The organism is Clostridium sp. 001, assembly GCF_019056555.1.
In the GTDB taxonomy this organism is placed as follows: Bacteria; Bacillota; Clostridia; order Clostridiales; family Clostridiaceae; genus Clostridium_B; species Clostridium_B ragsdalei.
Genome location: NZ_CP020473.1, coordinates 2,413,367 through 2,435,535, shown reverse-complemented (window position 1 = coordinate 2,435,535; position 22,169 = coordinate 2,413,367). Strand labels below are relative to the sequence as shown.

Annotated in this window: 20 protein-coding genes, 1 tRNA gene and 1 pseudogene; 12 read left to right on the top strand and 10 right to left on the bottom strand. The window is 30.8% G+C overall.

The genetic code is table 11. The features are described from left to right. Positions 1-57: 57 nt before the first annotated feature. Positions 58-134 (bottom strand) — tRNA-Arg (locus B5S50_RS11320). Between the two features lie 120 nt (positions 135-254). Between B5S50_RS11320 and B5S50_RS11315 the strand changes: the two genes are divergently transcribed. Next, positions 255-557, top strand: coding sequence for a phasin family protein (locus B5S50_RS11315; RefSeq protein ID WP_063601844.1), 303 nt, complete (start codon positions 255-257; stop codon positions 555-557). A gap of 34 nt (positions 558-591) precedes the next feature. Further along, complete coding sequence (locus B5S50_RS11310) at positions 592-2,193, top strand: AarF/ABC1/UbiB kinase family protein (protein WP_065078272.1); 1,602 nt, start codon at positions 592-594, stop codon at positions 2,191-2,193. A gap of 8 nt (positions 2,194-2,201) precedes the next feature. On the opposite strand, the gene B5S50_RS11305 is transcribed toward B5S50_RS11310, so the two are convergent. Then, entirely contained in the window at positions 2,202-2,780 is a 579-nt protein-coding gene (locus B5S50_RS11305) for a TetR/AcrR family transcriptional regulator (RefSeq protein WP_065078273.1), read from the bottom strand. 187 nt (positions 2,781-2,967) lie between these two features. On the opposite strand from B5S50_RS11305, the gene B5S50_RS11300 reads away from it, so the two are divergent. The 7 genes from B5S50_RS11300 to B5S50_RS11270 all read left to right on the top strand — a co-directional run bounded on the left by B5S50_RS11300 (position 2,968) and on the right by B5S50_RS11270 (position 10,783). Beyond that, positions 2,968-3,861, top strand: a complete 894-nt coding sequence (locus B5S50_RS11300) for a phosphatidylserine decarboxylase (RefSeq protein ID WP_065078274.1) — start codon at positions 2,968-2,970, stop codon at positions 3,859-3,861. 143 nt (positions 3,862-4,004) lie between these two features. Next, positions 4,005-4,862 carry a MurR/RpiR family transcriptional regulator gene (locus B5S50_RS11295; RefSeq protein WP_023162512.1) on the top strand — a complete coding sequence of 286 codons (858 nt, stop codon included), beginning with the start codon at positions 4,005-4,007 and terminating at the stop codon, positions 4,860-4,862. 311 nt (positions 4,863-5,173) lie between these two features. Further along, positions 5,174-6,067, top strand: a complete 894-nt coding sequence (gene garR / locus B5S50_RS11290) for a 2-hydroxy-3-oxopropionate reductase (RefSeq protein ID WP_065078275.1) — start codon at positions 5,174-5,176, stop codon at positions 6,065-6,067. A 4-nt stretch (positions 6,068-6,071) separates the two neighbouring features. Beyond that, positions 6,072-7,505 carry a four-carbon acid sugar kinase family protein gene (locus tag B5S50_RS11285; protein WP_065078276.1) on the top strand — a complete coding sequence of 478 codons (1,434 nt, stop codon included), beginning with the start codon at positions 6,072-6,074 and terminating at the stop codon, positions 7,503-7,505. Positions 7,506-7,530: 25 nt separating this feature from the next. Continuing rightward, positions 7,531-8,367 (top strand): class II fructose-bisphosphate aldolase, encoded by an 837-nt coding sequence (locus tag B5S50_RS11280; protein ID WP_065078277.1) that lies wholly within the window; start codon positions 7,531-7,533, stop codon positions 8,365-8,367. 123 nt (positions 8,368-8,490) lie between these two features. Next, complete coding sequence (locus B5S50_RS11275) at positions 8,491-9,810, top strand: gluconate:H+ symporter (RefSeq protein ID WP_065078278.1); 1,320 nt, start codon at positions 8,491-8,493, stop codon at positions 9,808-9,810. 148 nt (positions 9,811-9,958) lie between these two features. Continuing rightward, positions 9,959-10,783, top strand: coding sequence for a Cof-type HAD-IIB family hydrolase (locus B5S50_RS11270; protein ID WP_217301863.1), 825 nt, complete (start codon positions 9,959-9,961; stop codon positions 10,781-10,783). A 106-nt stretch (positions 10,784-10,889) separates the two neighbouring features. Here B5S50_RS11270 and B5S50_RS11265 read toward each other — a convergent pair whose 3' ends face one another. Then, positions 10,890-11,783 carry an AraC family transcriptional regulator gene (locus B5S50_RS11265; RefSeq protein WP_254306591.1) on the bottom strand — a complete coding sequence of 298 codons (894 nt, stop codon included), beginning with the start codon at positions 11,781-11,783 and terminating at the stop codon, positions 10,890-10,892. A gap of 210 nt (positions 11,784-11,993) precedes the next feature. Beyond that, positions 11,994-12,596 (bottom strand): cupin domain-containing protein, encoded by a 603-nt coding sequence (locus tag B5S50_RS11260; protein WP_217301861.1) that lies wholly within the window; start codon positions 12,594-12,596, stop codon positions 11,994-11,996. A 269-nt stretch (positions 12,597-12,865) separates the two neighbouring features. Here B5S50_RS11260 and B5S50_RS11255 point away from each other — a divergent pair, with 269 nt between their 5' ends. Next, entirely contained in the window at positions 12,866-14,254 is a 1,389-nt protein-coding gene (locus B5S50_RS11255) for a transposase (RefSeq protein WP_217301860.1), read from the top strand. 62 nt (positions 14,255-14,316) lie between these two features. On the opposite strand, the gene B5S50_RS11250 is transcribed toward B5S50_RS11255, so the two are convergent. Continuing rightward, the gene (locus B5S50_RS11250) at positions 14,317-15,666 is read right to left on the bottom strand and encodes a GntP family permease (protein WP_217301859.1); all 1,350 of its coding nucleotides are present in this window, start codon (positions 15,664-15,666) and stop codon (positions 14,317-14,319) included. A 219-nt stretch (positions 15,667-15,885) separates the two neighbouring features. On the opposite strand from B5S50_RS11250, the gene B5S50_RS11245 reads away from it, so the two are divergent. After that, positions 15,886-17,051 (top strand): IS3 family transposase gene (locus B5S50_RS11245; RefSeq protein WP_243121154.1). Its coding sequence is split into 2 segments (ribosomal slippage): positions 15,886-16,144 and positions 16,144-17,051, totalling 1,167 coding nucleotides; the frame shifts between segments, so codons are not numbered across the junction. Between the two features lie 53 nt (positions 17,052-17,104). On the opposite strand, the gene B5S50_RS11240 is transcribed toward B5S50_RS11245, so the two are convergent. Further along, positions 17,105-18,994 (bottom strand): YjhG/YagF family D-xylonate dehydratase, encoded by a 1,890-nt coding sequence (locus tag B5S50_RS11240; RefSeq protein WP_302180667.1) that lies wholly within the window; start codon positions 18,992-18,994, stop codon positions 17,105-17,107. 70 nt (positions 18,995-19,064) lie between these two features. Next, a complete protein-coding gene (locus B5S50_RS11235; RefSeq protein WP_065078284.1) occupies positions 19,065-19,970 on the bottom strand; it encodes a dihydrodipicolinate synthase family protein in 906 nt (301 codons plus the stop codon). Between the two features lie 456 nt (positions 19,971-20,426). Here B5S50_RS11235 and B5S50_RS11230 point away from each other — a divergent pair, with 456 nt between their 5' ends. After that, a complete protein-coding gene (locus tag B5S50_RS11230; RefSeq protein ID WP_065078285.1) occupies positions 20,427-21,176 on the top strand; it encodes an IclR family transcriptional regulator in 750 nt (249 codons plus the stop codon). Here the strand turns inward: B5S50_RS11230 and B5S50_RS11225 are convergent. The 3 genes and pseudogenes from B5S50_RS11225 to B5S50_RS11215 form a co-directional block, all read right to left on the bottom strand. Beyond that, a pseudogene (locus B5S50_RS11225) lies at positions 21,173-21,481 on the bottom strand (isoprenylcysteine carboxylmethyltransferase family protein); the annotation flags it as partial. The gene B5S50_RS11230 and the pseudogene B5S50_RS11225 overlap by 4 nt on opposite strands. A gap of 113 nt (positions 21,482-21,594) precedes the next feature. Further along, on the bottom strand, positions 21,595-21,888 hold the full coding sequence (locus B5S50_RS11220) for a spore coat protein (protein ID WP_065078286.1): 294 nt from the start codon (positions 21,886-21,888) through the stop codon (positions 21,595-21,597). A 15-nt stretch (positions 21,889-21,903) separates the two neighbouring features. Beyond that, a complete protein-coding gene (locus B5S50_RS11215; protein WP_065078287.1) occupies positions 21,904-22,110 on the bottom strand; it encodes a hypothetical protein in 207 nt (68 codons plus the stop codon). Between the last annotated feature and the right edge of the window lie 59 nt (positions 22,111-22,169).

Genomic DNA, 22,169 nt, shown 5'->3' with positions numbered 1-22,169 from the left:
AACAATGAAAATCCTCATAAAATAAACGCCCTGCAAATATAATATTTACAAGACTTATGGTGCGCCCGAGAGGAGTCGAACCTCCGGCACGCGGTTTAGGAAACCGCTGCTCTATCCTACTGAGCTACGAGCGCATATATAATCGCTACTTAACTATTTTATTATAGTTTATAATAATTGTCAATTTTTTTTAGTTAATAATTGAAAAATTAAATATATTAGTGATTATAACCTAATTATAAGGGAGGAAAAATATGATTAATGAATTAAAGAGTTTATTCTTAGCTGGAGTAGGTTCAGCTGCATATACTTATGAAAAAGCAGTAAATCTAATTTCTGAAATGGTAGAAAAAGGGAAAATAACAGTAGATGAGGGAAAACAATTATCCGAAGAATTAAAGAAAAATGCTTTAGCTAAAAAAGATCAAATAAAGCCATTAACCAAAAATGAAGTTATATCTATATTAAATAACATGAACTTTGCTTCCAAAGAAGATATCGCATCAATAAATGATAGATTAACTAAACTTGAAAATAAAATAAACAATAATGACTAAAGCCATTTTAGGCTTTAGTCATTTGAGATAACTTATGAGAAAAATATATTCACAAAGATTTAAGGAAATAGTGAAGGTACTAGCTAAGTATGGTTTTAAATTCTTAAGAGAAACTAAAACCTCCAATAAGAATAAATCTCCTGAAAATCTAAGAAAAGCTTTTGAAGAACTTGGACCTACCTTTATAAAAATAGGCCAAATACTTAGTTCAAGGCCAGACATATTGCCTTCATCCTACATTAAAGAACTTTCAAAGCTCCAAGATGATGTACTTCCAGAGAAGTATGAAGATATAGATATAGTATTTTTCAATGAATTTAATAAAAATATAAATGAATGCTTTTTATATTTTGAAAGAAATCCTATAGCCTCTGGATCAATTGCACAAGTACATAATGCAACTTTAAAAAATGGGAAAAAAGTCATTGTAAAAGTGCAGAGACCTGATATAAAACAAAAAATGGAAACAGATATATCCATATTGTATAAAATCATGAAACTTACTAAAAACAAATTTAAAGATGCACTAATAGATCCAGAAGAAGCTTTAAAAGAACTGCTCTCTTCCACTAGAAAAGAGCTGGATTTCAACCTCGAAGCAGACAACATGATAAGATTTAAAGAACTAAACAAAAACGTAAAATTTTGTTATGTTCCCTATATAATAAAAGATTTATGTGGAAGCAAAGTACTTACCATGGAAAAAATCTATGGATTTAAAATAAATAATATAGAAAAACTAGAAAAAGAGGAGTACTCCTTACAGGACTTAGGCAAAAAATTAGCCTTATGTTTTTTTAAACAAGTTTTCACAGACGGGTTCTTTCATGCAGATCCTCATCCAGGTAATTTATTGATACAAGACAACAAAATATGTTTTATTGATTTTGGAATAATGGGTTCCATTTCTCCTAGATTAAAATTACTTTTAAACGATGCAATTATGTCCATTGCCTATAAAGACACAGATAAGCTTGTATCTGTAATTATGTCCATAGGTATAAAAAAGGAATTAACTGATAGAAATAAATTGTATGAAGATGTAGAATTGTTTCTGTCAAATTATCTGTTCACTTCTCTCAAAAACATAAAAATTTCTGTACTTATAACAGAAATTTTTAAATGTGCAAAAAACAACAATATCACTTTACCTAGGGATTTAATATTATTAGTAAAAAGCTTAATTATAGTAGAAGGCTTAGTAGCTGAAATAGCTCCTGACATAGAAATTTTAGATATAGCAGTACCCTTTGTGAAAAACAATAATGAATTTTATTTTTTAAAAAATTTTGATTTAGAAAATATACTTATAGATTCTGGTAACTTCACAAAAAATTTTTTCAAACTTCCTATGAAAACTGTAGAATTAATAGACAGTATATTAAATGGAAGAGCTAAAATTCAACTAAAATTTAATAAAATAGATGATTCATTAAATCAATTAAATAAAATGGTAAATAGACTTTCTATCTCACTTATATTATGTTCTATGATTATAAGTTCTTCCTTAATTTTAAATTCAAATACAGGTCCAAAAATACATGCTGTACCTTTACTGCATGTTATAAATTTTTTATTTTTTATAATAATCGGCATTACTCTAATAATTTCAATAATTAAATCTGGAAAACTTTAAAGAGAGATTCAACTTAGGATCTCTCCTTTTATTCCATTTAAAATTCTGTACATAAGATTATCTATCATTTCATTTAAATCTTTGTTTTTTTCATTTATCAATTCATAAACAGCAACAGAACAAATTGTCCCGAATAAATCATATGCTAAAAATGAGGAATTACATGTTTTTATGTATCCCTTCTCCATAGCATCATCTAAGTAGGATTGTATATATACTATGTATTTTCTTATATATTCCCTTAATTCCAATTGTCTTACTTCTTGGCCCCAAAGTTGGCTCATAACTACCTTAAAGAAATCCCTATTTTCATAAACTAATCCCCACTGAACTTTACATACAATTTTTATTCTGTTTAAAGGATTTGTTTCATTTTGGGATTCATCTTCTATGCTTTTTCTTATTACATTCATGCCCTCTTCTATAATATATTTAAATATCTCTTCTTTACTTTTAAAATGATAGTATAATGTTCCCTTTGCTACTCCTGCATCTGCTGCTATAGCATCCATAGTAGCACCACTGTATCCATTCTTGGAAAAGACTTTTATAGCAGATTCAAAAATGGTTCTTTTAGTATTACTCATTAATACCACTCCAGATTTTTATTATATAACTGCTGACTGGTCAGTACAATTATATTTATTTACATTATACTTTTGTTATTAAAATAACTCAATAGTTTTTAATACATTAATTTTACAAAAATTATTTCTATATTAACATTATAGTGTTAAAATAAGCTGTAAATAAAATGTTTTAAGGTAGGAAAAAATGATTAAATATTTTAATAGGAAAAGTAAAAAATATGAAATAGAAAAAGTAGCAGGAGGAACTTATTTAAATTGGACTTATTCTTCCCCTTGTGGAATGAAATTATTAGAACTCATAATTAAGAAAAAAGTTTTTTCCAAATTATATGGAAACTTTTGCAATAGTAAATACAGCAAAAAGAAAATTAGTCAATTTATAAAAGACTTTAATATAGATATAAATGAATTTAGAGAAAACTATAAGAATTTTAGATGTTTTAATGACTTTTTTTCAAGATCTCTCAAAGATACTGCAAGACCTATTGATAGTAACAAAAATATATTAATATCTCCCGGGGATGGAAGATTAATGGTATATGAAAATATAGATTTAAACAAAATCGTTCAGATTAAGGGATATACATATAGTCTTTTTGATTTAATAGATGATCCCAAAATAGCTGTAAAGTTTAAAAATGGTACCTGTTTAATATTAAGACTTTGTCCTACAGATTACCATAGATTTCATTTTATAGATTCTGGTATATGTGAATCTACACATAAAATTAAAGGTAATTACTATTCTGTAAATCCAATTGCCTTAAAAAATATTGCTAATCTTTTTTGTAAAAACAAAAGAGAGTGGAGCATATTTCATTCAGACAACTTCAGTGATATACTATATGTAGAAGTAGGTGCTACCTGTGTAGGTTCTATAATTCAAACCTATTTACCTGAAGGAACTATTAAAAAAGGTGATGAAAAAGGTTACTTTAAGTTCGGTGGCTCTACAGTTATATTATTTTTTGAGCAGAACAAAGTAACTATAGATAAAGATTTGCTAAAACAATCAAATCTAGGGTATGAAACCAAAATACTTATGGGAGAGACTATAGGAACCAAATTTACTTACTAAGGATTATTTTATTTGTAGGCCTTTAATTTACAATACTTCCTAATTTTATAATGGACATTATAAAATTAGGAAGTATTGTATTATATTAAAATTTGAGTTACTATAGCAAATGTGAATAAAATACTATTTAACAAGAGAGTGAGGTGATTATAATAGAAAAAGATGTTTTTTCTTTAATAAGAACTAATTATAATAATTTATCTCCTACTCAAAAAAATATTGCGGATTATATCCTTTCAAATCCTGAAAAGGTTATTTTATATTCAATAAGCGATCTTGCAAGTGAGTGCAATACTAGTGAGCCAACTATATTTAGATTTTTAAAAAAAATCGGCTACGAATCATATCAGGTTTTTAGAATTAAAGTAGCTCAGCAAATTTCAGATAATTCAACAAAATCTATATATGGAGAAATACAACCGGATGATGATATAAATACAGTCAAGAGAAAAGTCATAGATTTAACAACTGATTCCATAAATGATTTAAATAACATCGTGGATAAACAGCAGGTTAATTTATTTATTGATACCATCATTAAGGCTAAAGAAATTATTTTTTTTGGTGTAGGGGCCTCAAATATGATTGCTGGAGATGCATATCATAAATTTCTCCAACTTGGTTTTAACGTGAAATTTTGTAACGACCCACATATTATGAATATGATAGCTTCTCACTGCCATAAAGAAGACTTAATAGTTGCTATATCACATTCTGGAGAAAGCCGTGAAATAAAAGATGCTGTTGATTTTGCTAAAGAAAATAATGCTACAATTGCTTCTATAACTAGTTATCCGCATTCAGCTTTAGCTAAAAAATCAGACATACTATTATTGAGCTCTTCTCGTGAAACAGAGTATCGTTCAGATGCTATGATATCTAGAATAAATCAGCTTGTAATAATTGATATTTTATACGTATCAGCAGTTTTACGTGTTGGTCAAAAATGTATAGATAGTATAAATAAATCAAGAGTTGCTGTGGCAAAAAACAAAACTTAAACAAAAAACTTATTTTATGATAATTACCTTTAATTATTGTAAAATAAGTTTTTTTATTGCTAAATTCGGCCCTAAAATTTGATAAAAATTTAACTATTATTGACATAAAAATTTTGAGGTAGTATATTAATCATAGTAGTAAAATTACTACTATGATTAATATACTAGTAGTAAAAATACTATCACATTTATAAATTTAATTGTTTTTACCATTAAATTTATAAGCTATATTTCTTAGTTTTAAGTAAACGTTTCATTAAAAACAAAATATATTTGTAAATCACTTATTATTCAAATTGGAGGGGAAAAATATGAAAAAAAATGTTGGATTTATAGGACTTGGAATAATGGGAAGACCTATGGTATTAAATCTTATGAAGTCAGGACATAAAGTAACTGTATACGATATAAACGAAAGTGCTGTTGAGAAGTTAGTGCATGAAGGCGCAGTCGCTGCCAAATCTCCAAAAGAAACATCAGAAAATAAAGATATAATCTTTACAATGCTTCCAAATTCAAAGCATGTAGAAGAAGTTGTTTTAGGTGCAAATGGTGTAATTGAAAGTACAAAAAAAGGTTCAGTTATAGTTGATATGAGTTCAATTTCACCAGTAGTTTCAAAAAAAATTGCAGATGAAGTTAACAAAAAAGGTGTTGAGATGTTAGATGCTCCAGTAAGTGGAGGAGAAACAGGAGCTATAGATGGTACCCTTGCAATAATGGTAGGTGGAAAAGAAGAAGTTTTTGACAAAGTTAAAGATGTACTTCATGATATGGGAAAAACAATTACACTAGTTGGCGACAATGGCTGTGGTTGTACTGCAAAATTAGCTAATCAAATTATGGTAAACTTAAACATTGCTGCAATGAGTGAAGCACTAGTTTTTGCTGCAAAAGCAGGTATTGATATCGAAAAAATGTATAACGCTATACGAGGTGGACTTGCCGGAAGTGCTGTATTAGATCAAAAAGTTCCAAGAATACTTGATAGGAACTTCGTACCCGGTGGAAAAATTTCTATCAATCTTAAAGATATAACTAATGTCATGGAAACTGCCCATGATATAGATGTTCCACTTCCTTTAACAGGTGAATTATTAGAAATATTCCATGCTCTTAAAGCAGACGGAAAACAAAATGATGATCACGGCGGTATAGTTCAGTTTTATGAAAAAATCGCAAATGTTCAAGTTAAAAGGAGCTGAGATTATGAGTAATAATAAAATATTAGCTAAAGAAGCTTTTAATAATATACCTGAAGTAAATACAGAAGTTGTAGATAAAATGCTTAATAAAGAATTGAAAGATTTAAATAAAAAAATAGTAGTACTTGATGATGATCCAACAGGTGTGCAAACTGTTCATGATATTTCAGTTTACACTGATTGGTCATTGGACAGCATTGAAAATGGTTTTAAAGAAGAAAATTCAATGTTTTTTATCTTAACAAATTCAAGAGGTTTTACTGCAGCTGAAACGGAAAAAGCACATAAGGAAATATCTTTAAATATTTCAAAAGTAGCTAAAAAACTTAATAAAGATTTTATTATAATTAGCAGATCAGATTCAACCCTTAGAGGACACTATCCTCTTGAAACAGAAATTTTAAAACAAACTGTAGAAGCAAATTCTGATGTTAAATTTGATGGAGAAGTATTAATGCCATTTTTCAAAGAAGGTGGTAGGTTTACCATTAATAACATTCACTATGTTCAAGATGGTGAATACTTAGTACCAGCTGGTGAAACTGAATTTGCAAAAGACAGAACTTTTGGATATACAAAATCTCATTTAGGCGAATATATTGAAGAAAAAACAAAGGGAACTTTTAAAACAAAAGATACAACTTACATATCACTTGAGGATATTAGATCTTTAAATATAGAAGGTATTACAAAACAATTGCTTGATGTGAAGAATTTCAATAAGGTGGTAGTCAATGCTGTAGATTATATAGATGTTAAAATATTTGTCACAGCTTTAGTAAAATCAATAAAATCAGGTAAAAACTTCATGTACAGAAGTGCAGCTGCTTTAACCAAAGTACTAGGTGGGGTAAGTGACAAAAACTTACTAACTAGAGATGAACTTATTAAAGTAGATTCTAAAAATGGAGGATTAATAATAGTTGGTTCTCATGTTAAAAAAACTACTGAACAGTTAGAAGAATTAAAGAAATGCCCATTCATAGAATTTATTGAATTTAACTGTCATCTTGTTTTAGATTCTGAAAAGTTTGAGGCAGAAGTACAAAGAATTATTGAAAAAACAGAAAAACTTATTGCATCTGGTAAAACTGTAGCAGTTTACACTTCAAGAAAGAGAATAGACCTTGGTGAAAATAAAAAAGAAGAAGAGTTAAAACTTTCTGTTAAAATTTCAGATGCAGTAACAAGTATTATAGAAAAATTAAATGTAAGGCCTAATTATATTGTCGCTAAAGGTGGAATTACATCAAGCGACGTAGGAACGAAAGGTCTTAAAGTAAAAAGAGCAACTGTAGCCGGACAGATAAAACCAGGAATACCTGTTTGGACTACAGGAGCTGAAAGTAAATTTCCTGGAATATCATATGTTATATTTCCAGGGAACGTAGGAACTAAGACAACTTTAAGAGAAGCAGTTGAAATTTTAAATAAATAATTTAAAGAGGATTAGGAGAGAAAATATGTTAGTTAATATGAAGCCGCTCCTTGAAGATGCAAGGTTAAAAAAGTATGCTGTTGGTTCATTTAATGTGTATAACTATGAAACTATAAAAGGTGTAATCCAAGCTATAAAAAATCAAAAAATACCTGCTGTAATTGCTTTCGGTGAGAAATATTTAAAAAATATGGATGTTGATTCTGTATATAACCTAGTAAACACTTTATCAAAAAATATTGATGTACCTTTTGCCTTACATTTGGATCACTGTAAAAGTTTAGAAAACATATATAGAGCTATAAGGGCAGGATTTACTTCAGTAATGTATGATGGTTCAGCACTACCCTATGAAGAAAATATTGCAAATACTTTAAAAGTAGTTGAAGTAGCTCATGCATGTAATGTATCCGTAGAGGCTGAGTTAGGTTCTTTAGCATCAGGATTAAATTCTCACGAAGGAAAACTAGATGATGAGGAAATTTATACAAGCCCTGCTAAATCACAGGATTTTGTAAGAAGAACGGAAATTGATGCACTTGCAGTATCCATAGGAACAGTACATGGAATGTATAAAGGTATCCCAAATATAAGGGTAGATATCTTAAAAAAAATAAAAGAAAAAGTAAACATTCCATTTGTACTTCATGGAGGTTCAGATACACCTGAAGAAAAATTAAGAGATTGTATAGCAAACGGAATATGTAAGGTAAATGTTAATACTGAAATATCAATGTATACTGTAGAAAAAATAAGACAAGCATTAAATGACGGTAACAACTATCATTTATCTGACATATCTTTGATGGAGATAAATTTCGTTGAAGATATTGTAAGTAGGTATATTAAAATTTTTAGTTAATATTTTAATATATCATATAGCTTAATAAATTAACATATGGAATGACTCATGCCATTCCATATGTTATATTACGCATTATGTAAACGATGCAACAAATATTATCAATAGTATGGAGGTAAAGATATGCCAATAATAATAGTAGGTATAGGTGTTTTATTATTACTTTTATTGATGGTAATTTTAAAGATAAATAGTTTTATTTCTTTAATTATAGTTTCTGTTTTGGTTGGTATTATGGAAGGAATGCCTTTAGTTAAAGTAGCAACTTCTGTTAAAAGCGGTTTAGGGGGAACCTTAGGCTCATTAGCACTTGTTCTTGGCTTTGGAGCCATGCTTGGAAAACTTATGGCAGATTGTGGTGCAGCCCAAAGAATAGCTGTTACTCTCATAGCTAAGTTTGGTAAAAAAAGAGTTCAGCTTGCAGCAGTTCTAACTGGTTTTGTAGTTGGGATAACATTATTTTATGAAACTGGATTTATAATATTAATACCACTCGTGTTTACTATTGCTGCAGAAGCCGATGTGCCAGTGTTATATGTTGGTTTACCACTAGTTTCTGCGCTCATAACTGCTCACGGATTTCTACCACCTCACCCGGGTCCAACAGCAATAGCCGGAATATTTAAAGCTAATTTGGGTAAAACATTGCTATATGGACTACCTCTTGCATTTCTATCAGTTATTGTAGGAGGACTCTTATTTACAAAGACATTTAAAAAAGAGTATTTGAATTGTGATATTCCTAAGGCACTTTTTAATCCAAAGCACTTTACAGAAGAAGAAATGCCAGGGTTTAAGATAAGTTTATTTACAGCAATTATTCCAGTTATATTAATGTCATTTCAAGCTATTATTGAAATTTTTGCACCAAAGTCTTTTATTGTATCTTATGCTTCATTCTTTGGAGATCCATCTATAGCCCTTTTAATAACTGTCATAGTAGCTATGTTTACTTTTGGAATTAATAGGAGAAGAAAAATTGATGATGTTATGAAATCAATTGCAGACTCTGTATCTTCAATAGCAATGATACTTCTTATCATAGGTGGAGGTGGCGCTTTTAAACAAGTACTTGTAGATAGTGGGGTTGATAAATATATTGCTCATATTATGCAAGGAACTTCTCTTTCGCCATTACTATTAACATGGCTTATAGCAGCTGTTTTGAGAGTAGTTCTTGGATCTGCAACAGTTGCAGGTATGACAGCAGCAGGTATATCCGCACCACTTATAGCAATAACTAATGTGAGTCCAGAACTTATGGTCATTGCAACTGGAGCAGGAAGTTTAATATTTTCACATGTTAATGATGCAGGATTCTGGATATTTAAGGAATATTTTAATCTTTCTATAGGTAAAACCGTCAGGACTTGGTCGGTTATGGTTACTATAGTTTCAGTTTTAGGATTAATAGGTGTACTTGTTTTAAATATGATTGTATAATTAAAATGGATACATAAAAGGTGTATGTAAGTTATTTATATGCACCTTTTGTTTGTTAAATATATGGAATTGGGGAACAAATAATAATGTTTTTTAGTGATGAACAAATATGATTTAAAAAATGAAAATATGTAAGGAGAACCTAATTATGCTTAAATATAAATGGTGCATATGTGATATGGATGGAACACTTCTCAATTCCAAGGAAGTTATATCAGAAGAAAATGAAGCCGCATTAAAAAAACTTCAACAAAATGGAGTAGAAGTGATTATTGCTTCTGGAAGAATAGATCTTTTAATGAAGCCCTTTATAAAGCAATTAAATTTAGAAGGAAATATAATATGTTGTAATGGAGGACTCATTAAGAATATAATGACTGAAAAAATTGTTTATTCAAAAACAATAGATAAAAATATAGTAAAAGAAATAATATTATATTGTTTAAAAAATAATATTGGTTTTCTAGTTTATACTAATAATATGGTATATTCCAGTAAGAAAAATTATAAGGTAGAGAACTATGAAAATATAAATAAATCTGCACCTCCTAGCTTGCAGATACCAATAGAATACATAGATAATTCTACAGTTGAATATCTAGAAAAAGTGGACGTGTTTAAAGTTTTATTGATTTCTGATACTGAAGGCGTAAAATTATTAAAAAGTTATTTTTCGAAATATAAAAGCCTTACTGCCGTTAGTTCGCTTGATGGCCTGCTAGATGTAATGGCATCGAATATTTGTAAAGGTAGTGCATTAAAGATTTTATCTAAAAAATTCGGAATGGATTTAGACAAGGTTATTGTATTTGGTGATAACTATAATGACATTGAGATGTTTGAATGTGCTGGAATGCCTATAGCTATGGGAAATGCTGTAGAAAGTATTAAAATGAAGGCAAAATATGTAACTAAATCCAATAATGAATCTGGAATAGCCTATGCTATCAATAATTTTATACTAAACAAATAGTTTTATACAAAGCGGATAGTTAAATTTATCCGCTTTTGTATGCTACAAATTTAGGAAATTCAACTCTCTTATAAAAAAATTCTAGAAGTTTTTATATAAAAGAAGTTTATGAATTAATACATTTTCTTTTTACAGGAATCCATACTTCACACTTATATTCCCCCTGCTTTTTATCATTCCAAAAATTCTTTTCAATACATGGACCTTCCACTTGTTCAAATCCAGAAGAAGGAAACCATTCAGAATATATACGTCTCCATATATCCTGTATAATCAAGTTATCTGGCATAGTTCCATGACCTTCAAATACTGCCCATGTAAGTTTAGGTATCTCAAGTATGGTAAATTCATCTGATATCTCAGTTTTAGGCATTTCATGTCCCATCATATATTTTCTTGTACCGTCTTCTTTAAAGTCATAATGAAATCCGTACAATAAGGTACCTTTAGGATTACCTAATATTTCATTAATTCTGTCATGTGTTCCATCTTCAAAAATCTTACTGATGAATTTCGGTATTTCTCTATAAGCAGCATCATTAACTTTAGTTGTCATAAAACCTATTCCAAAAGCTTTAAAAGCTTCCTTTTCTACTATTCTATAAATCATTTCGCATTCTCCTTTTATTGATATTTGAAATGAGATTTTTGGAAAGGCTTTAATTTTTCCATTAAACTTTTTTAAAGCTGATGGCGATATTCCATGAAGCCTTTGAAATGCTTTAGTAAACGCTTCTGGGCTCTCATAACCATATTTTAATGCCACATCAATAACTTTTTTATCTGTTGAAGCTAATTCTTCTGCAGCAAGAGTTAGCCTCCGATTTCTTATATATTGGCTTACAGTGACCCCTGTTAATGCATAAAACATACGTTGAAAGTGATATCGTGATGAACATGCAACCTTTGATATATCTTCTATATTAAGTTCCATATCTAGATTGTTTTCAATATATTCAAGTGTATTATTTAGCAGCTTAATTGTATCCAAAGATCTCATCTCCTTTTAAAATCATTATATAAGAATTAGGGAATATACTCCTGTGTTTTTGTGCTTTACTTTGTCTTATGACATAAAACATACTTTTGCTTATTCATCCTTTATACCATATTCAAGGATATATTTAAAATTCAAACATAAAAAACACTGTAAAATTCTTTTGAATAATACAGTGTTAAAATAATTGTTTACTTTTTTACGTAATTAGTACTAATCTTTTTCAGCAGCTTCTGCATCTGCTTTAGTGACATGAACTGTATTTCGTGGATGCTGAGGAGGTGCATAAATAGCATATACTTTAAGGGCTTTATCCCCTGTGTTGATAACATTATGCCATGTACCTGCAGGTATCATTATTGCAAAGTCATCATATACTTTTTTCTGAAAGTTTAAATTATATTTACTTTTTCCCATTTTAACAAGTCCCTGGCCTTCTTCAATGCGTATGAATTGGTCAACATTTGGATGAATTTCTAAACCAATATCATCACCAACATTGATGCTCATTAATGTAACTTGTAGATGCTTTCCTGTCCATAAAACAGTACGAAAAGTATTATTTTGTTTAGCTGCTTTATTAATGTTAACTACAAAGGGTTGTGGTCCATAATCTTTCAATTGAATTGATCCATTACTCCTTGATAATTGTGAAGCTTCAAGTCTTGAATCATCCTCAATTTCATCATCAAAAGGAATATAAGGATCATTAAATTGTCTCAAATAATTTGGGTCATACAAAGGACATGGATAAGCATTATACATTTGTGTATTAATGCAGTCACTGCATGGATACTTTCTATAATTATTATACATATTGTTCCTTTCTTTCATAGTCTTACGAAATTATAATATGTTTTAGTCCTTCAAAATGTGATTAAATACAAAAATCCCTTGGAATCAAGAATTTAGACTTCAAGGGTTTTGTATTATTAGTATTCAGTTTTATTAAATATTATTAACTCAACTTTCGCACATAAAAATTAAGGGGAAAGCCTTGAGAATAAACACATAAAGCAAAGAAACATTCCTTTTGGTATAATAGAATTGCAAAAAACACCACACCAAGGAAAGGAATGTTTCTTATGAATACTATTATATCAAATGATACTAATGATAAACAATTTAATTTTACTATAAATAGATTTTTTAAAGACAACAAAATTGGACATATACTTAAGCAATGCAATTTTTCTAAAGAAAAAGGATTTCCATGTATTAAAATATTTCAATATATTTTTATGCTTGTTTTTACTGGAAAAAACTTATTTAGGAACTTGGAGTCTGGAAAAAATAATCAATTTTCAAAGGATACTGTATATAGATTTCTTAATTCACCAAACTTTAATTGGAGAAAGTTTTTGTTTTTACTTTCTTCATTAATCATAAAAAATATTATCGTACCACTTACTTCAAAAGATAGAGTTAATGTACTTGTAATTGATGATTCTTTATACAGTAGGTGCAGGAGCAAATCTGTTGAACTTCTTGCAAGAGTTCATGACCATGTTGAACATAAATATGTTAAAGGCTTTCGCCTTCTCACCCTTGGTTGGTCAGATGGCAATACTTTTTTACCTCTTGCTTTCACTCTGCTTTCTTCCGAAAAGGAGAAAAACAGACTTTGTCCTGAAAACCACAATATTGATAAAAGAACCAATGGTTCTAAGCTCCGTAAGGAGGCTGTTTTAAAGTCACCTGAGGTTATGATTAGTTTACTTCAACAAGTTTCAAAATATGCTATTCCTGCATCGTACGTTCTTTTTGACAGTTGGTTTACGTACCCAAAAACTCTTATACGGATTCTAGAACTCAAACTTAATACTATTGCCATGGTCAAAGCAATGCCAAGGGTTTACTACAATTATAACGGTAAGTTATTGAACCTTAAAAATCTCTATGCTAATTTAAGAAAAAAGCGTGGTAAGGCAAAAATTCTTTCTTCTGTTATTGTAGGTATTGGCTCTGACAAAAATGGTAATGAGGTAAAAGCAAAAATTGTATTTGTAAGAGATAGAAACAGAAGTAGAAAATGGCTTGCTTTAATTTCTACCAATATATCCTTAGATGACAATGAGATAATAAGAATTTACGGAAAACGCTGGGATATAGAGGTTTTCTTTAAAATGAACAAGTCTTTTCTAAAACTTGCTAAAGAGTTTCAGGGGCGTTCTTATGATTCCATGGTTTCACATACTTCTATAGTTTTTACCAGATACATTATGCTTACTTTAGAAAGCCGTAAGAATAATGATGTTAGAACTATTGGTGGATTTTTTTATCAGTGCTGTGATGAACTTCAAGATATCCAATTTTGTGAAGTAATGAATCTTATTGTAGATATTTTAAAAAATGTATTAACTGAAAAACTTCTTCTTTCAAAGGACGTTATTGACTCAATAATAGATAGTTTTATTGCTGCTTTACCTTGTTACATCAAGGAGAAATTAGTCTTTTTGTCCTGCGAAAGTTGAGTTATTAAATTAATAACATTAGACATTACTAAATAAAATAATTATTCAGGTCCTACTTAATATTAAACAAACATATTCAATATCAAAATACATATTAATCCTGTTACTGATAAAATAGTTGATAACAAAGTCCAGGTTGAAAATGTTTCCTTCATACTGAAACCAAAGTATTCTTTAACCATCCAGAATCCTGCATCGTTTACATGAGAGGCTATTGCACTTCCGCATCCGGTTGCAAGTGTTACTAAAGCCAAATTAACATGGCCACAACTAGCAAGCATTGGAATAACTAGACCTGATGTTGATAAAGCCGCTACAGTTGCAGACCCTAAAGAAATACGTAATATTGCTGCAACTATCCATGCAAGTAGTATAGGCGATATAGAACTTCCACTGAATAACGTAGCTATATATTTACCAACACCTCCATCAATAAGTACTTGTTTAAAAGCACCACCGCCGCCAATAATTAAAATCATCATTCCAATTGATGCAGCTGCAGCCGAGCAGGAAACTCCCACTTGCTTAATTGGAATTTTCCTTCCTATTCCCATTGTATATACTGCAACTATTAAAGATATAAGCATTGCAGTGTCTGGATTACCAATAAAGCTAACAATAGTAAAAAACGAATTTCCTTTAATTCCTGCTGTTTTTTGTACCATTGAAATTATTGTGGAAATCATCATCAAAATAACAGGAAACATTGCTGTTAATAAACTAATTCCAAAACCAGGTGTTTCTTCTATTTTAAATGTTTTTTGTTCGCCTAAAGATTCAATATTCCCAGTTTTTTCAAAAGCACTTGGTATAATTTTTTTAGCAACTTTAGTAAATACTGGTCCTGCCATAATAACACACGGTATTGCTACAATAATACCATATAATAAAACCGTTCCAATGTCTGCTCCATATGCTCCAGCTATTACTGTTGGTCCTGGATGCGGAGGTAGAAAGCTGTGTGTTACTAATAAAGCTGCAAGCATAGGAATTCCTAAATATATTGGAGGAATTTTTAATTCTCTTGCAATAGAAAATACAATTGGAATTAATAAAACTAATCCTACTTCAAAAAACATTGCTATACCAACAACAAATGAAGCAACTACAACAGCCCACTGAATTCGTTTTACACCAAACTTGTTAATTAAAGTCATGGCAATGCGATGTGCTCCGCCTGAATCAGCAACTAATCTACCAAGCATGGCACCAAGACCAAATATTAAAGCTATATGGCCAAGCGTTCCACCCATACCACTTTCGATGCTTGCAACAATTTTCCCAAGAGGTATGCCCAACCCCAAAGCTACAGCAAATGAAACAATCAGCAGTGAAAGAAATGTGTTTAATTTAAATTTTGAAATTAATATTATTAAGAATAATACACCTATTCCTACCATTAATAATGGCATAATATATTCCCCCTAACATCTTTAGTTTTTAAACATAAAACAGTGATTATTTTTTAGTTAACGCTTTCTTACCAGCTTCAAGAACTTCAATAATTTTATCTACATCATATACGCTTCCTCTCCAAGTTCCACCACTGACAGATTGAAGTGTGACCCTTACCCACTTTGATAGACACGAGGAACTCGTGTTATATTAAAAGTGAAAGGAATGGTAGGGTTATGAAAAAACAATATAGTGCAGAATTTAAAATTGAAGCAATAAAAAGATTAGAGAAATCTGGAGAATCATTAAATAAGATAGCAACAGAATTAGGAGTAAGACCAACAACAATGCATGGATGGGTAAAGAAGTATAGAGAATCACCTGATACACCTTTTCCTGGCAGTGGACATCTTAAGCCTGAAGATGAGAAATTAAGAAGATTAGAAAAAGAAATTAGAGATCTTAAAGAAGAAAATGAAATATTAAAAAAAGCGGCAGCCTACTTCGCCAAGAACCTAAAATAAAGAGGTTTGAGTTTATCAAGGCTAGTTGCCATAAATATAGAATAGCGAAGCTGTGCAAGGTTTTAAGCGTGTCAAGAAGCAGTTACTATGCATGGGATAAAAGACCTGAAAGTCAAAGATCAAAGGAAAATAAACAGTTATTAGAACAAATTCAAACAATCCACAAAGAAAATAGAAATGTATTCGGTTCTGTTAAAATTACTAAAATAGTAAATATGAAAAATGATAAACCTATTAATCATAAAAGAGTAGAACGTATCATGAATCAGAATGGCATAAAATCAAGGGTTTCAAAGAAATTTAAGGCTACTACTAATTCAAATCATAAACTTCCAGTAGCAAAAAATATTCTTAATCGAGATTTTACTGTGGATAAACCTAATGAAAAAATGGTCAGTGATATTACATATCTGTGGACAAATGAAGGATGGCTTTATATAGCAGCAGTAATGGATTTGTGTGGACAAAAAATAGTTGGTTTATCTATGAATGAAAGAATGACAAAAGAATTAGTAATCAACGCATTAAATGACGCATATCAACGTGCAGGAAGACCAACTGGTGTTATTCTACATTCGGACAGAGGGTCACAATATTGCTCAAATGATTACCAAAATTTAATAAATAAGTATGGATTTATATGCAGTATGTCTCGTAAAGGTAACTGCTGGGATAATGCTCCTATGGAATCATTCTGGGGTAAAATGAAATGTGAATGGCTTTATGGGAATCACTTTAAAACACGTGAAGAAGCTCGTGCTGCTGTATTTGAATATGTTGAGATATTTTATAATAGGCAAAGAATACATGCTTCTAATGGTTATGTAACGCCTGAAAAATATTATAACAATTCAAATAAAAAATCAAAAGCAGCATAAAAATTATGATAATCTACGAAATAAAGAGATATTACGAGTTTAAGATGTCTATTTTATTGGGGAAAGGTCAGTGCTGCCCACAATCTTGTATCATCTGGAAGATCTGCATCAGGCTTAAGATCTGGATGAAGCTTGCGTGATTCTAATACTTTAGCTGCTTCTTCATAAGAAAGTTTGTTATCTTCAGTTCCAATGAAATTAATTGATCCCTCAAGTTTGTTAGTGTCAACTATTATTTCAATAACATCTTCATCTCTTAATTTTCCGATAGGACCTCCTGCTAATGCTTCAGGACCTACATGTCCAAAACAAGCCCCTGTAGAAACACCAGAAAAACGTGCATCCGTAATTAGAGAAACATGTTTACCAAAAGATAAATGTTTTAAAGCAGAAGTTAACTGATATGTTTCTTCCATCCCAGTTCCCATTGGGCCTCCGCCCATCACAATCATTATGTCACCAGCCTTGATTTTTCCCACATCTTTAAGTGCTTTAATAGCTGCCTTTTCAGATGTGAAAACTTTAACTTTTCCAGTATGTCTAAATATTCCATCATCACCTATAACTGATGGATCAATAGCCGTTGATTTTACTACTGAGCCTTCAGGTGCAATATTTCCTACAGGAAAAGTTACTGTTGATGTTAATCCTCTTTCTTTTGCCTGACTTGGGTTCATGATAATTTCATCAGGATTAATTTTATCCACTTCAAGCAGACGTTTTCTACACTCAACACGTCTTTCGGATTTTTCCCACCAATCAAGGTTATTTCCAAGTGTTTCTCCTGTAACAGTAAGAACATCTTCATGCAGCAAACCAAGTTTTCTTAAATGAAGCATAACTTCAGGAACTCCACCTGCTAAGAATGCACTTACTGTTGGATAATTAACTGGTCCCATAGGAAGAACACTCACTAAACGAGGCACTTTCTTATTAATTCTTGCCCAATCTTCCACAGTAGGAATTTTACAGTTAGCAGCATGTGCAATTGCTGGGAGATGAAGAAGCAAGTTTGTTGATCCTCCAAAAGCAGCATGAACTACCATGGCATTTTCGATTGCTTTATCTGTAATAATATCCTTTGTTGTTGTTCCATTATCTGCCATATCTAAAACTGCTTTAGCTGATTGTCTAGCAATTTCTTTCCATATTTGCTGACCAGAAGGTGCTAAAGCAGAGTGAGGCAACGCTATTCCAAGTGCTTCAGCAATAACTTGAGAAGTACCGGCTGTACCTAAGAATTGACATCCTCCACCAGCAGAAGCACAAGCATTACATCCACGTCGGCAAGCATCTTCTAATGAAAGTTCATTATTTGCAAATCTGACTCCAATAGTCTGAATAGTTCCTGCATCCTCCCCGTCTATAGCTTTAAGTGTTGCACCACCAGGAACAATAATAGTTGGCAAATCATGCATAGATGCTAGTGCCATCATCATGGAAGGCAGTCCTTTGTCACATGAAGCTACTCCCATTACTGCACGGCGTGTTGGCAGTGAACGAATTAAACGGCGACATACTATTGCTGCATCATTACGATAAGGAAGAGAGTCAAACATTCCAGTTGTACCCTGACTACGGCCATCACATGGATCTGTTACATATGCAGCGTAAGGAACGCCTCCAAGTTTCTTTATTTCTTCAGCTGCTGCTCTCATTTGTAATCCTAATTCAAAGTGACCTGTATGTAACCCTACAGCAATTGGAGTACCATCATTATCACGAATTCCTCCTTGATTGCTAAGTATTAACACGTCGCCACCCAGGAGTTTAGATGGTTCCCATCCCATACCAGCATTTAAAGTCATTCCAAATATATTTCCGCTAGGTGAATCTTTTAGCAATTCCGGGGTAAGTGGAAGTGAACCTTTGGGTCCTTCTGCATGAGTTTGAATCTCATATAAAGACTTATCTTCTCCACCATAAATTGATTTTAACGACATAATAATCCTTCCTCTCTATGATTTAAAAATCTTTTATTTTATATAGTAACTTTTAATAAATTGCAGCAGATTATTTTGAAATTATATTATCAATTTCTTCCATAAGCTTTTTAATTGAATTGGTTTGTTTTTCGTCAGCTTGCAGAAGAGGAGTTTTGCAGTAGTCTTTAATATCCAAACCTTTGAACATCATGGCTTTTTTTACAATTGGAATAAAGCATTTACTAATTTCATATAGTGCTGCTAACTTATCAACACAATTTTGAATTTCAGCTGTTTTATCCATGTTTTTCTCATTAACTGCTTTTACCCAATCTACAAAAATCTCTGGATAAAGATTGGAAAGTGCGCTAATACATCCGCTGCCACCAGAAAGAATATTACGAACAAAGTTTTCATCAAATCCTGAGAATACCTCAAAATCAGGGAACTCATTCTGTACGGTTTGGATTAATTTTCTAGTATGTCCCATTTCGGATACTGTATCTTTATAACCAACAATGTTGCTGTGTTTTCTCAATAAATTAAGTGTTAATTCTGGTGATAAATCATGTCCTGTTCTGTCAGGGTAATTATATAAATAAATATTACCTTTTACAGATTCTGCTACTTTCCCATAGTAAAATTCCAAACTTTCATCCGTTAGACTAAAATAATATGGACTGATAATTATAATATCATCTGCTCCAGCATCAATGGCATAATTAGAAAGTTCAATTGTATCTTCTATTGTCATGCAACCTGTTCCAATAATAAGTTTTGTCCTTTTATTTACATAGGAAACAGCAAGATCAATTAATTCCTTCCTTTGTTCAGTAGACATAGCATAGAACTCACCTGAACTGCCCATAATAAGTAGGCCGTCTATTCCTGCGCTTATGAGATAGTCATAAATATTTTTATTTGCCTGGATATCTAAGTTTCCATTAGTATCAAATGCAGTAACAACTGGTGTTATAAATCTAGCTTTTTTCATATATGTTTTCCCCCTTAGTAACAATTAGACTAAATACAAAGCCTAATTTGTAATTGTTTACATGTATTTCAAATAGTTAACTTAACTATTTAATAATTCATAAAAATAGTTAAATCTTTTATCTATACTTAAGTAATAATTTAAAATTTTTAGTGATGTCTTAATGACTTATGGGATTATTCCTCCTTCCATGTTTACGTATATACAAATCTTATTTGTTTATACGAATACTATAGTTAAATAATATCACAATTTTTTGTCATGTCAAGGTAATATTTGGACATTATTGTAGAATTAAAAAAAATAGAGACATTTTTCTTGATATTTTAATTGAAGTGCTTTTATAGAAATATTTATTTTTATATGTATAAATGGAGATTGAATATTACTAATAAGGCATTTATAATTGTTATTGTATAACAAAGTTTTATAAAAATTTGAATGGTGGTTGTAAATATGGCACATAAACCAACGGAAAGAGTGTTAAATATATTAAATCTCTTGTCAGTCAAACCTAAAGGCTTAACATTAACAGAGATTTCTGAAGCAATTGATGTACCAAAAAGCACTCTTTATCCTATTATCCAGACAATGTTAGAACGTAATTTTCTTTCTCTTGAAAAAAACTCTCTAAAATATTCAATAGGAATTTCCACTTTTTGTATTGGAGCATCCTATTCACGAAATAAAAATATGTTAGATTTTATACAAAAAATAATGAAGAACATTGTCAGTAATATCAATGAAACCTGTCAAATGGGTATTCTTGATGGAAACAATGTACTTTATATATTAAAAGAAGATCCTATAAAAGATATTGATATTCGACTTATTTCATATGTAGGGAAACGAATACCCGCTTATTGTACAGCATTAGGAAAAGCCCTATTAAGCGAATACAGTATTGAAGAAATAAAAACACTTTATCCTGATGGCTTAAAACCCATTACAAAAAATACTATAACAAATTTTTCTGTTTTAGAAGTGGAATTAAAAAAGATTAGAGAAACTCATGTTGCAACAGAAGTTGAGGAAGTAACAGAATTTTTACGCTGCTACGCTGTTCCCCTGACATCAAAAGGAAAAACAACCGCAGCTATCAGCATAAGTATTCCAACTTTCCGAGCTACTGAGGAGAAAAACAAGCTTGCAATTGAATTATTATTAAATGCAAAAGAACAAATTGATGCTGTTAATTTGAATTAAGTCTTATCAGCACTAATAATGCTATTTAACGGAATCAACCGATAAGGTGTCTTTAAACAATAGTCTTTATACCCTGGAAGATCTCTTAAAAGCACTTCTTCCTCATTCTTTATCCTTAATATATTCATTGGCACAGAGAGAAGGAAAGGTAGTACTGCCCAATAAGAACCAAGTGCAAGAGGAGTAAATAATAACATTAATATCATCCCTAAATACATTGGATGGCGAACTATGGAGTATGGGCCTGTTGTTATAACATGCTGTTCTTTTTCGACATGTATAATAGTAGATGCATAGCTGTTTTGATTATGGTTTCCACTAGCAAGCCCACAGTGGACTTGCACCACCAAGTTGCCGCCCATGCTAGGCTCACAAAAAAAATAAAGGGTCATTTTTATTGACTCTTTATTTTTTATATCTATTCAACTGTTGTTTCAGCCTTATTTACAACATCTGAAAGTTGTTGAGTAGGTGAATCATAAGGATTATTCCAGCCTCTGTTTATAACCAACTCGGTAAGTGCTGAATGACCACCAACTACTTGATTAAGACTAGATGCATAAAGTGCTCTTAATTCTGGTGTTGTACTTGTCATCGTTGCATTTAAATAAGCATCTGCTGCACCTTTAGCAGAAGAAAGCATACTTCCTGATATAACTTCATCATTTATATCAGTAGTATTTTTAACTATGTTGTTTAAAATACTTGCCATATAATTTTACCTCCTTTATCTTCTTGTAATATCATTCTCATTAATAAATTGTTCCAATCCTTTAATTCTACCTTCAGCCGCCAATATACCTGATTTTGCTTGCTTTTTTAATTCATCATCTTTTATAAGCGATTGCATTGCTCGTGAAACTGCTAACCCATCACTCTCAAACTTCAATAGTCCTGTTAATGAAAGTATTTCTCCTTCAGCAAGTTTTCTCATTTTGAAACCTCCATTCTATAGTTAATACATTGATTTCTCCATTAGTATGTGTAATTTAT